Source organism: Streptomyces sp. NPDC053432, assembly GCF_055585365.1.
On record NZ_JBVJKF010000012.1, the window covers coordinates 149663 to 160322 of the forward strand.

Here is a 10660-nt window from a genome sequence, read left to right on the forward strand (position 1 = left end):
CCGCGCAAGGTCACCCGTACGGAGCAACACGCGCGGCCGCCGCCCCACCGCCCCCACCCCGGAGGCACCGGGGCCGCGGCCGCTGCGGCATGCGGCGGGAACCAGCCGCGCCCACCTCGCGTTGACCAGGAAGGGAGGGTCCACTGGACCGTAGACCCTCAGTCCAGGACGGGGGCTCCCTGCCGCACCACTAGGAGGGCGTACCGTGCACCGCCGGCACAACGGGCTGAAGACCGCCGTACTCCTCGGCGGGCTGTCCGCACTCATCATCCTCATCGGCAGCTTCTTCGGACGGGGCGGCCTGATCATCGCCGTCCTCGTCGCCCTCGGGACGAACGCGTACGCGTACTGGAACAGCGACAAGCTCGCCCTGCGCGCGATGAGGGCCCGCCCCGTCAGCGAGTTCGAGGCCCCCGAGCTCTACCGCATGGTCCGCGAGCTCTCCACCTCCGCGCGCCAGCCCATGCCACGCCTCTACATCTCGCCCACCGAGGCCCCCAACGCCTTCGCCACCGGCCGCAATCCGCGCAACGCCGCGGTCTGCTGCACCGAGGGCATCCTGCGCATCCTCGACGAGCGCGAACTGCGCGGAGTCATCGGCCACGAGCTCAGCCACGTCTACAACCGCGACATCCTGATCGCGTCGGTCGCCGGAGCGCTCGCCTCCGTGATCATGTTCCTCGTGAATTTCGCCTGGCTGATACCCGTGGGCCGCTCGAACGACGACGAGGGCCCCGGCCTCATCGGCATGCTCCTCGTCGTGATCCTCGGCCCGCTGGCCGCCTCCGTGATCCAGCTGGCCATCAGCCGCTCGCGTGAGTACGAGGCCGACGCCTCCGGCGCCCAGCTCACGGGCGACCCGCTCGCCCTGGCCGGCGCACTGCGCAAGCTCGACGCCGGTACGAAGCAGCTTCCGCTGCCCCCCGAGCCCCGGCTGGAGACGGCCAGCCACATGATGATCGCCAATCCCTTCCGTCCGGGGCAGGGATTGACCAAGATGTTCTCCACCCACCCCCCGATGGCCGAGCGCATCGCCCGGCTCGAACAGATGGCAGGCCGTTCGCAGTGAAGACCATCCTGAACATCATCTGGCTCGTCCTCAGCGGCATCTGGCTGTTCCTCGGCTACTGCCTGGCGGGCGTGATCCTCTGCATCACCATCATCGGCATCCCCTTCGGCATAGCCGCCTTCCGCATCGCGGTGTACGCCCTCTGGCCCTTCGGCTACACCACGGTCGAGCGCCGCGACGCGGGCGCCGCGTCCTGCATCGGCAACGTCCTGTGGCTGGTCCTGGCGGGCTGGTGGCTGGCCATCGGCCACATCGTCACCGGCCTCGCCCTGTGCGTCACGATCATCGGCATCCCGTTCGGCATCGCCAACTTCAAGATGGTCCCGCTCTCCCTGCTCCCGCTGGGCCGCGAAATCGTCCCGACCGACGCGCCGTTCGCGTCCCGGTGACCAGGTCCTCGGATTCGCCCTGCCGCGCGAATCCGAAGACCCCCCGCCCGAGAGTTGTCCACAGGCCCGGACGGCTGTCAGTGGTGTGCGTCACCATGAACGCATGAACGAGACCGAGCAGTTGCTGGAGCAAGTCGCAGACCGCGTGCGCAACTCCGCGCAGGGGTGTGGAGCACCCGTGCCGAAGCCGCTCGCCGACGGAGAGTCGGCCCGGGCCGAAGGCATACTCGGCGTCGCCCTGCCGCCCCTGTTCACCGAGCTCTACACCCGGGTGGGCGACGGCGGATTCGGCCCCGGCTGCGGCCTCCTGCCGCTGCGTCAGGCCCTGGACGCGTATGCGGCCCGCCGCACATCAGGATGGCGCTGGCCGGAGGGCGTGCTGCCGATGGCCGACTTCGGCTGCGGCACGTACGCCTGCGTCGACTGCCGCTCGGAAACCGCCCAAGTGCTGCTGTTCGACCCGGGACTCGGGGAACCGGAGCTCGCCTGGACCGGCGACACCCCCAGCCTGGCCGGCTGGCTCCGAGGCTGGCTCGACGGCACCGCCTGGTTCTGCGACGAGTCCGGACCGGGGGAGGAGTTCGACCTGGAACCGGCCCCCTGGGCCGAGTTCGGATCCCGGATCTGAACCGCCGGCTCACGCCCCGGTCCGGCGCACAGGCCGGCACCACACAGCCGGACGGCCCGACGGCTGCCACGGCCCGACCCTTGACACCTGAATCGAGCGTCCACGCGGAAGCGTTCGCGATCGCGTAGCGGACGTCGGCCACGGGCGGGAGCTAACCGGGCCGGATGACGCCTTCGCGTCCGGGGAGCGGCGCCCGCTCCCGCTCCCATCCTTCCAGGGCCGTCAGACAGGCGTGGTCGAGGTGGCGCAGCCCGCTCAGGTCGAGCCGCACCGGCTCACCCGGCGGCAGCGCGTCCAGCGCGTCGAGCAGCTTGGGCAGCCGCAGGAAGCTGGCGTTGCCCACCACCCGCACGCACAGCCCGGTCTCCTCCCGAACCTGCTCGATGTGCATGTGGGAGGTCTCCCAGGCCGCCTTGGCGACGGCGAGCCCCAACCCGGCCAGCACCCCCTCGAAGAGGTTGGTGACCACGATCGCGGTGGCCGTGGCCACCAGCACCACCGCCTCCCCCCGGTGTGTCCGCCACAGCGCGTGCACCGCCCGGGCGGGCAGCAGCTTCCAGCCCGCGTGCAGCAGCACCCCGGCCAGCGCGGCGAGCGGCACCACCTCCAGCACCTGCGGGAAGGCGACGGCGAACAGCAGCAGCCAGCCGCCGTGCAGCACCCTGGCCGCCCGGGTGCGGGCTCCGGCCTCCACGTTCGCCGCGCTGCGCACGATCACCGCGGTCATCGGCAGGGACCCGAGCAGCCCGCACACGGCGTTCCCGAAGCCCTGGGCGACCAGCTCCCGGTCGTAGTCCGTCCTGGGGCCGTCGTGCATCCGGTCGACGGCGGCCGCGCTGAACAGCGTCTCGGCGGAGGCGATCAGCGCGAGCGCGACCACCGTCCCGAGCGCGCCGACCGAGGCCAGCACCCCGAAGTCGCCCCAGCCCGGCAGGGCCACCGCATCCAGCACACCCGTCACCCGTACGCGCTCCACGGGCAGCCGCAACAGCGCGGCCACGGCGGTGGCGGCGGCCACCCCGACGAGCGCCCCGGGCACGAGCCGCCACCGGGCGGGCATCCGGCGCCAGGCGGCCATCACGGCGATCGTTCCCGCCCCGAGCGCCACGGCCGCCCAGTCGGCACGCGCCCCGAGGTCGTGCACCCCGGCCAGCTTCGCCAGGGTGTGCCCGGGAGCCTCCACCCCGCCCAGCGAGTACAGCTGCCCCGAGATCAGTACGAGTCCGATCCCGGCCAGCATCCCGTGCACGACGGCGACCGAGATCGCCCGGAACCACCGCCCGAGCCGCAGCACCCCCATGCCCAGCTGCACCGTTCCGGCGGCCAGCACCAGCACGCCGAGCGCGGGCAGACCGTAGGACCGCACCGCCTCGTGGACGAGCACGGTGAGGCCCGCCGCGGGCCCGCTCACCTGCAGGGAGCTCCCGCGGAACCATCCGGTGACCAGTCCACCGACCACCCCGGTGACGATCCCCAGCTCGGCCGGCACCCCGGATGCGACGGCCACCCCCACGCACAGGGGGAGGGCGACCAGTGCGACGACCACGGACGCCCCGAAGTCTTCGCGAAACGTGCCGGCCCCAGGCATGTGAGAACCCCCTGCCACGCGGTGATGGATGTCACCCAGCGTGGCGGGCGCACCCACTGCCGCCCAAGTGGCCACGGAAGCCCTCGGTGGCGCGTGCGCCGCACACGCCCCGCACACACTCCCGAGGGCCCCCGCAGCGCCGCGGCCCGGCGGTCCGTGAGGACCACCGGGCCGCGTGGAGGCAGGCCGCCGACTGGGTCAGCGGTAGTTCACGAACTGGATCGCGAAGTCCAGGTCCTTGCCCTTGAGGAGCGCCTGGACGGCCTGCAGGTCGTCACGGCTCTTGGAGCTGACGCGCAGCTCGTCGCCCTGCACCTGGGCCTTGACGCCCTTGGGACCCTCGTCCCGGATGATCTTCGCGACCTTCTTGGCGTTCTCCTGGGAGATGCCCTCCTCGATCGAGGCGAAGATCTTGTACTCCTTGCCCGACAGCTGAGGCTCGCCGGCGTCCAGCGCCTTCAGCGAGATGCCGCGCTTGACCAGCTTGGTCTCGAAGACGTCCAGGACGGCCTTCACGCGCTCCTCGGAGTTCGCCTCCATCAGGATCTTCTCGCCGGACCAGGCGATCGTGGCGCCGGTGCCCTTGAAGTCGTAGCGCTGGGAGAGTTCCTTGGCGGCCTGGTTGAGGGCGTTGTCGACCTCCTGCCGCTCGACCTTCGAGACGATGTCGAAACTGGAGTCGGCCATGTGCTGTGGCTCCTTGAAGTCGGTTGAGGCGGCCCCGGAGGGCGCGGCCGGAGGTCCCCGGCCCGCTCGGCAAAGCCTAGCCACCGCACTCACCGCAGGTGCTGATCAATCCGGTGGCGAAGCATCCCCGGTCATCAGGTATCGTTTACGTCGTTGCCAGGGAGCGCCGCCGGAAGGCGGAAAAAATGGCAGCAACTCTTGGCGGTGTGCCCGAGTGGCCAAAGGGAGCAGACTGTAAATCTGCCGGCTCAGCCTACCCAGGTTCGAACCCTGGCGCCGCCACGCGAGAGAGACCCCCGTTACTCGTAACGGGGGTCTTCTTCGCATTTCGGCCGGACCGCCGCCCGCCGACCGCATCGTCGCGTCGGCCCCGTCGTTCACCAAGGGTGAAATGGACATCTGACACACGGGGGAAGGTCGGCGGCGGGGTGCTCATCGCCCTGCTCGGCGCCAGCCTTCCCACACTGGTGGGGGCGGCACTCGACACCCACGTGGGGAAGCCGTACCAGGAGACCAGGCTCTACTTCGGCACCGCGCGGCCCGGTGGACAGGGACCGGTCGGGGAGCGGGAGTTCATGCGGTTCCTGGACCGGGAGATCACCCCCGCCTTCCCCGAGGGGCTGACCGTCCACGACGGGTACGGCCAATGGCGGGGCAGCGACGGCAAGGCCGTCCGCGAGACCTCCTACGAGGTCGTGCTGCTGTACCCCGAGAAGGAGGCCAAGGAGCGGAGCACGCGCGTCGAGCGGATCCGGCAGGCCTACGAGGACCAGTTCCAGCAGGACTCGGTCGGCCGGTCGGACGACAAGGTCGACGCCGGGTTCTGAGCCGCGGTGCCGGGCGGGCGGCGGCGCAGGCGGCGGGCGCTCAGTTGCCCGCCACGTCCTTGACGGCCACCGCCACCGGCGTCGAGCCGGTGATCAGCTCCAGCGTCAGGCCCGCGGTCGCCGGAGTCTCGATCAGTTCGGCCAGCACCGCCGCCACATCGTCCCGGGGGACGGCCCCGCGGCCCGTGTGCGCCTCCAGGCGGACCAGGCCCGTACCGGCGTCGTCGAGCAGCGAGCCGGGGCGCAGCACCGTCCACTCCAGACCCAGCCGGGTGCGGACGTGGTCGTCGGCCTCGCCCTTGGCCCGCAGGTAGGCGTCGAAGACCTCGTCACCCTCGTGCCACGCGTCGGCACCCATCGAAGAGACCATCAGGAAGCGGCGCACACCCGCCCGTTCGGCCGCGTCGGAGAAGAGCACCGCCGCGCCCCGGTCCACGCTGTCCTTGCGCGCGATGCCGCTGCCGGGACCGGCGCCGGCCGCGAACACCGCCACGTCCGCGCCGTGCAGGATCCCGGCCACGTGCTCGACGGTCGCCGACTCCAGATCGCACAGCACCGGTTCGGCGCCCGCTTCCCTGAGGTCGTTGCCCTGCGCCGGGTCGCGGATGATGCCCGCCACCTCGTATCCGCCCGCGGCGAGCAGGCGCTCCAGCCGCAGCGCGATCTGACCGTGTCCACCAGCGATGACGATGCGCATGTCCCGACCGTACGACGAGCCGGGCGCCGCCGCCCGCGAGGGCGCGGGAAAGCTCAGGGTCCGGGCTCCGTACGGCCCTGCCGGGGCAGGTCCAGGGCCACCGCGACGGCGGAGTCGCAGTACTCCCGTACGGCACTCGTACGGGCTACGACGCGCCCGCGGTGGATCACGATGCGGCTGTACGCGAGGGACAGCACGCCCGCGATCCGGTCCCCGCGCACGGCGAGCAGCTCCGCCGGGAAGCCGGCCTCCACCCGCACCTCCGGCAGCCCCATGGCCTCGCGGGCGCAGGCACTGACCGAGTCGTAGGCCTCCGCGGCCCGCATGCCGCCCTGGGAGGCCAGCAGGTAGGCGGCCTCCAGCGGGTCGCCGCGGCCGACCGGGTTCCCGGCGTCCCGCAGCGCCCCGCTGCCCGCCGAGACCCGCACTCCGGCGGCCCGCAGCAGCCGGACGGGCGCGGTGCGCAGCCCGCGGCGCTCCAGGGCCGCGCAGTCGCCCTGGGGGAGGCAAGTAACCCGCACGCCGGCCGCGGCCAGCTGGTCGGCGGCGCGGGTCGCCGCGTCGAGGGGGAGCCGGGACAGACCCCCGCAGGGGCCGATGGTCACTCCGGGGCGCAGTCCTCCGGCCATGGCCGCGAGCCGGGAGAGGCGGGCAGGATCGTCACCGTCCGTGTGCAGGTCCACGGGGCAGCCGTGCTCGCCGGCGAGATCCAGGACGGCTTCGAGGAAGCCGGCCGGGTCGGGATCCAGGTCGGGGCAGCCACCGATCACGGAGGCGCCCATCTTGACGGCGTCCCGCAGCATCGCGAGCCCGTTCGCGCCGGCCACCCCGGTCAGCAGCCGGGGTACGGCCACGGTGGTCAGGTCCGTCAGGCCGCGCAGGGAGCGGCGGGCCTGCAGGACCGCCTCCAGCGGGCCGAGGCCGTGGACGTCGCCGATCCGCACGTGGGAGCGCAGGGCGGTGGCGCCGTGGCCGAGCTGGAGCAGGGCGGCCTCCGTGGCCCGCCGCTGGACCTCGTCGGCGGTGTAGGAGACGGGCCCCTCGCCGTCGGCGGTCAGGGCGGTGTCCCCGTGGGCGTGCGGCTCGGCGGGGGCGGGGAGCAGCAGATAGCCGCTGAGGTCCACCCGGGACAGGGCCGGGGCGGGCAGGCTGCCCGCGGTGCCGACGGCCTGGATGCGGCCGCCGCTGAGGCGGACGTCGACGGTCCGGCCGTCGGTGAGGCGGGCCCCGGCGAGCAGCAGGGTGGTGGCTTCGGCGGCGGCCGCGTTACCGAGACCGCCGCTCTCGCCCCGGCCGTTGCGCGGGGAGTGGGGCGGCTGCTGCGGCTGACTGTCGGACATCGCGCTCCTGCGGTGGCTCGGGCGGTTCCTGGGCCTTTGGTCGCGGCCCGTGGCCCAAGATCACGCAGCGTGCTCAGAGCCTAGGGCGCGGGGCAGCTCGCTTCAGGGAAGAGCGGAATAGTCGTACCGGTGTGGTGCCTGTGGTGCGTGCGAGGACGCGGGGCGGTGCGGCGGCCGCACGGCGGGCCGGCTCCGTGGTGACCCCGGACACATTCGGGGCCGGAATGGGGGTCGCGGCGGTCCGGGAGCCGATCAAGAAAGGCGGCCGGACCCCCTCGGAGCCCTGTTCCCCCAAAGGATTTGGGCGATGGGCGGGCAACCGTGTAATGTCTTCATCGCTCGCCCCAATAGCTCAGTCGGTAGAGCGTCTCCATGGTAAGGAGAAGGTCTGCGGTTCGATTCCGCATTGGGGCTCTGGTGAGAGAGGTTCCCCACCCTCGGGTGGGGAGCTGATCACATCAAAGCGGCGTAGCTCAGTCGGTAGAGCAAGCGGCTCATAATCGCTGTGTCACCGGTTCAAGTCCGGTCGCCGCTACACCCAGTAGCCGATTGCGGGGTCGGTCTCCCGATCGGCTACTCTTTTATGCGTTCATCCGTCCCATAGTCCGTCAAGGAGCACTCACGTGGCTGCCACCGACGTCCGCCCGAAGATCACGCTGGCCTGCGTGGAGTGCAAGGAGCGGAACTACATCACCAAGAAGAACCGGCGTAACAACCCGGACCGTCTTGAGATGAAGAAGCACTGCCCGCGCTGCAACTCGCACACCGCGCACCGCGAGACCCGCTGACCCCAGCGAAGTCTCGAACAAAGGCAACGTCATGAGGTCGTCCCCTTCAAGGGGGCGGCCTCGTGTCGTTTCCGGGCGTGCGCCTCGGTCGTCCGCCCGCCGTCTTTCCCTGTGATGCACCTGTTGTGATGCACCACCTGTTGTGATGCACCTGTTTCTTTGTGGAGGTAGTGAGTCATGGCTCTCGACCAGTCCTTCGTGGGGCGGAGCTACCCGCCTACCGATCCGTATGAGGTCGGCCGGGAGAAGATCCGCGAGTTCGCGGTCGCGGTCGGCGACGCCAATCCCGTCTACACGGACCCCGAAGCGGCCAAAGCGCACGGCTACTCCGATGTGATCGCTCCGCCGACCTTTGTGTTCGCCATCACTTTCGCCGCGGCGAGCCAGGTGATCGAGGACCCGCAGCTGGGACTGGACTACAGCCGCGTCGTGCACGGCGACCAGAAGTTCGCATACTCCCGCCCCGTGCGCTCGGGTGACCGCCTCTCGGTGACCTCCACCATCGAGGCCGTGAAGTCGATGGCGGGCAACGACATCATCGACATCCGTGGCGAGGTCCACGACGAGACCGGTGAGCACGTGGTGACGGCGTGGACGAAGCTCGTCTCCCGCGCCCCCGAGGAGGCCTGAGATGGCAGCGCAGATCAAGTACGACGATGTCGAGGTCGGCACCGAGCTGCCGGCGGCCTCCTTCCCCGTGACGCGCGCCACGCTCGTGCGGTACGCGGGTGCCTCCGGTGACTTCAATCCGATCCACTGGAACGAGAAGTTCGCCAAGGAGGTCGGACTGCCGGACGTGATCGCGCACGGCATGTTCACCATGGCCGAGGCGATCCGCGTGGTCACCGACTGGGTCGGCGACCCGGGCGCGGTGGTCGAGTACGGCGTGCGCTTCACGAAGCCGGTGGTCGTGCCGAACGACGACCAGGGCGGCCTCATCGAGGTGACGGCCAAGGTCGCGGCGAAGCTCGACGACAAGCGGGTCCGCGTGGACCTGACGGCGACGAGCGCGGGCCAGAAGGTCCTGGGCATGTCGCGCGCGGTGGTCGCGCTGGGCTGAGGGGGCTGAGGCGGGGGCGCCCTTTTCCGGGTGCCGCTTCGGGGGAGGCGGTGACGCGGGGCTTGCCGGAGGGGTGGGTCGGGGGTGGGGGCGCGGGTTCGGCGGTGCCCCGGCCGGTCGGGAGCGAGGAAGGGTTGGGGGTTTCCCGTCAGTCCCACTGTCCTTCCGCGTCGGGCCGCCCTGTCAAGGGCGCTCCTCCTTCGTCGTCGCGTCGCTGCGCGATCGCCTACGGCGACCCTTGACAGGCCGTCCCGCCACGGAAAGACAAGGACTGTCGGGAAACCCCCAAAGGAACGGGCCGGGCGGAAGAGCCCATAGGCGGCGCGGCCAGCGATGCGCGAGGCGGTCGAGGTGGGGCGCACTCCCCTCGGGCCGCCTGTTCGCCCTGCGGGCCGGGCAGTCGGCCGAGACCCCTCCCCACCTCGGCCTCAAGAGCCTGACCGGCAGGAAGGGCGCACCAGATCGCTACGCGCTCCTGTCGTCTCGGCGTCCGCAGTCCGTCTGGGGCTGGTCTCGCCCCAGATCGCTACGCGCTTCGCTTTGACGGCGTCCACGGTCGTCTTGGGCTGGACATAGGCCGCCCGCGATCGCTACGCACTTCTCGACGACGGCGTCCGGCCCCCGTCCGGGGCTGGTCTCGCCCCGGGTCGCTGTGTCCTTCGCTCTGACGGCGTCCGGCCACCGTCTTGGGCGCCGTCTCGGGTTTTGATGGAGACGATGGGGGCGAAAGAAGGGCGCAGAAGGGGCCGGGGCGGGCTCGGGAGGGTGGTTCCTCGGCCTGGCCGAGCTGTATCCCCCGCAGAGCGCAGGCTCCACCAATCACCCATGCTCATATAGCCTCAATTGGGGCATTTCGACAGGTCTTTGCAGGGGCTGTGCCGTCTGACCCGAGTGCAGCTCGACATGGCCGCTGTTTGGGGCGTTTTCCACCCAAGACCGCTCGCAGGCCCCGTCATCGAGGGCCCGAGGTGGCCTTTTGCGGCCTATGTCCAGCCCCAGGCGGTCGTGGGACGCCGTCAAAGCGAAGCGCGTAGCGATCTGGGGCGAGATCAGCCCCGGACGGGTCGCAGGCGCCGTCGGTGAGGAGCGCGTAGCGATTTGGGGCGCCCTTCCTGCCGGTCAGGCTCTTGTGGCCGAGGTGGGGAGGGGTCTCGGCCGCCTGCCCGGCCCGGAGGGGCGAGGTGGCGGCCCGGGGAGGGGCTCGGCCGCCCCCACCGCCTCGCGCATCTCTGGCCGCCCCGTTTATCTGCTCTTCCGCCCGGCCCGTTCTTTTGGGGGTTTCCCGGCAGTCTTCGTTTTTCCGTGGCGGGACGGCCTGTCAAGGGTGGAGCGCAGCGACATCGCGAAGCGACGCGACGAAGGAGCGCCCTTGACAGGGCGGCCCGACGCGGAAGGACGATGAGGCTGACGGGAAATCCCCAACCCTTCCTCGCTGCCGGCCCGCCGAGGCCCCGCCAACCCTCACCCCCGCCGCACAGCACAACCCTCGCCTCGCCTCGCCTCGCCTCGCCTCGCCTCGCCTCGCCTCGCCTCGCCTCGCCTCGCCTCGCCTCGCCTCGCCTCGCCTCGCCTCGCCTCGCCTCGCAC

The 10660-nt window shown here is 71.4% G+C and carries 11 protein-coding genes and 3 tRNA genes; 10 read left to right on the plus strand and 4 right to left on the minus strand.

What is annotated here, in order from left to right; translation table 11 throughout:
* Nucleotides 1–205 precede the first annotated feature (205 nt).
* The 3 genes from htpX to ACZ6Y1_RS21260 all read left to right on the plus strand — a co-directional run bounded on the left by htpX (nucleotide 206) and on the right by ACZ6Y1_RS21260 (nucleotide 2086).
* Nucleotides 206–1069 (plus strand): zinc metalloprotease HtpX, encoded by an 864-nt coding sequence (gene htpX, locus ACZ6Y1_RS21250; protein ID WP_469631856.1) that lies wholly within the window; start codon nucleotides 206–208, stop codon nucleotides 1067–1069.
* A complete protein-coding gene (locus tag ACZ6Y1_RS21255) occupies nucleotides 1066–1458 on the plus strand; it encodes a YccF domain-containing protein (protein WP_469631859.1) in 393 nt (130 codons plus the stop codon). Before htpX ends, ACZ6Y1_RS21255 begins: the two co-directional genes overlap by 4 nt.
* Nucleotides 1459–1561: 103 nt before the next feature.
* Nucleotides 1562–2086 carry an SMI1/KNR4 family protein gene (locus tag ACZ6Y1_RS21260; RefSeq protein ID WP_469631862.1) on the plus strand — a complete coding sequence of 175 codons (525 nt, stop codon included), beginning with the start codon at nucleotides 1562–1564 and terminating at the stop codon, nucleotides 2084–2086.
* 151 nt (nucleotides 2087–2237) lie between these two features.
* On the opposite strand, the gene ACZ6Y1_RS21265 is transcribed toward ACZ6Y1_RS21260, so the two are convergent.
* Nucleotides 2238–3674, minus strand: coding sequence for a SulP family inorganic anion transporter (locus ACZ6Y1_RS21265; RefSeq protein ID WP_469631865.1), 1437 nt, complete (start codon nucleotides 3672–3674; stop codon nucleotides 2238–2240).
* Nucleotides 3675–3872: 198 nt separating this feature from the next.
* Nucleotides 3873–4361 carry a YajQ family cyclic di-GMP-binding protein gene (locus tag ACZ6Y1_RS21270; RefSeq protein WP_150209206.1) on the minus strand — a complete coding sequence of 163 codons (489 nt, stop codon included), beginning with the start codon at nucleotides 4359–4361 and terminating at the stop codon, nucleotides 3873–3875.
* Between the two features lie 200 nt (nucleotides 4362–4561).
* Here ACZ6Y1_RS21270 and ACZ6Y1_RS21275 point away from each other — a divergent pair.
* Nucleotides 4562–4643: transfer RNA gene (locus ACZ6Y1_RS21275), tRNA-Tyr, on the plus strand.
* Between the two features lie 146 nt (nucleotides 4644–4789).
* Nucleotides 4790–5188: a DUF3574 domain-containing protein gene (locus ACZ6Y1_RS21280; RefSeq protein WP_469631869.1), complete on the plus strand. Its 399-nt coding sequence runs from the start codon at nucleotides 4790–4792 to the stop codon at nucleotides 5186–5188.
* Between the two features lie 40 nt (nucleotides 5189–5228).
* Here ACZ6Y1_RS21280 and ACZ6Y1_RS21285 read toward each other — a convergent pair whose 3' ends face one another.
* Nucleotides 5229–5885, minus strand: coding sequence for an SDR family oxidoreductase (locus ACZ6Y1_RS21285; RefSeq protein WP_469631872.1), 657 nt, complete (start codon nucleotides 5883–5885; stop codon nucleotides 5229–5231).
* 53 nt (nucleotides 5886–5938) lie between these two features.
* Nucleotides 5939–7225, minus strand: a complete 1287-nt coding sequence (locus ACZ6Y1_RS21290; protein WP_469631875.1) for an amidohydrolase family protein — start codon at nucleotides 7223–7225, stop codon at nucleotides 5939–5941.
* A 341-nt stretch (nucleotides 7226–7566) separates the two neighbouring features.
* Here ACZ6Y1_RS21290 and ACZ6Y1_RS21295 point away from each other — a divergent pair.
* The 5 genes from ACZ6Y1_RS21295 (at nucleotide 7567) to ACZ6Y1_RS21315 (ending at nucleotide 9073) form a co-directional block, all read left to right on the plus strand.
* Nucleotides 7567–7639, plus strand: a tRNA-Thr gene (locus ACZ6Y1_RS21295).
* A gap of 48 nt (nucleotides 7640–7687) precedes the next feature.
* A tRNA-Met gene (locus tag ACZ6Y1_RS21300) sits at nucleotides 7688–7760 on the plus strand.
* Nucleotides 7761–7848: 88 nt separating this feature from the next.
* Nucleotides 7849–8013, plus strand: a complete 165-nt coding sequence (rpmG, locus tag ACZ6Y1_RS21305) for a 50S ribosomal protein L33 (protein ID WP_003956487.1) — start codon at nucleotides 7849–7851, stop codon at nucleotides 8011–8013.
* 177 nt (nucleotides 8014–8190) lie between these two features.
* The gene (locus ACZ6Y1_RS21310; protein ID WP_469631877.1) at nucleotides 8191–8643 is read left to right on the plus strand and encodes an FAS1-like dehydratase domain-containing protein; all 453 of its coding nucleotides are present in this window, start codon (nucleotides 8191–8193) and stop codon (nucleotides 8641–8643) included.
* 1 nt (nucleotide 8644) lies between these two features.
* Nucleotides 8645–9073, plus strand: coding sequence for a MaoC family dehydratase (locus ACZ6Y1_RS21315; RefSeq protein ID WP_469631880.1), 429 nt, complete (start codon nucleotides 8645–8647; stop codon nucleotides 9071–9073).
* Nucleotides 9074–10660: the final 1587 nt, after the last annotated feature.

Bases quoted from the DNA above. Each gene is read 5' to 3' on its own strand.
- ACZ6Y1_RS21260 (WP_469631862.1), top strand. From the start codon at position 1,562: ATGAACGAGACCGAGCAGTTGCTGGAGCAAGTCGCAGACCGCGTGCGC.
- ACZ6Y1_RS21265 (WP_469631865.1), bottom strand. From the start codon at position 3,674: ATGCCTGGGGCCGGCACGTTTCGCGAAGACTTCGGGGCGTCCGTGGTC.
- ACZ6Y1_RS21270 (WP_150209206.1), bottom strand. From the start codon at position 4,361: ATGGCCGACTCCAGTTTCGACATCGTCTCGAAGGTCGAGCGGCAGGAG.
- ACZ6Y1_RS21285 (WP_469631872.1), bottom strand. From the start codon at position 5,885: ATGCGCATCGTCATCGCTGGTGGACACGGTCAGATCGCGCTGCGGCTG.
- ACZ6Y1_RS21290 (WP_469631875.1), bottom strand. From the start codon at position 7,225: ATGTCCGACAGTCAGCCGCAGCAGCCGCCCCACTCCCCGCGCAACGGC.
- ACZ6Y1_RS21310 (WP_469631877.1), top strand. From the start codon at position 8,191: ATGGCTCTCGACCAGTCCTTCGTGGGGCGGAGCTACCCGCCTACCGAT.
- ACZ6Y1_RS21315 (WP_469631880.1), top strand. From the start codon at position 8,645: ATGGCAGCGCAGATCAAGTACGACGATGTCGAGGTCGGCACCGAGCTG.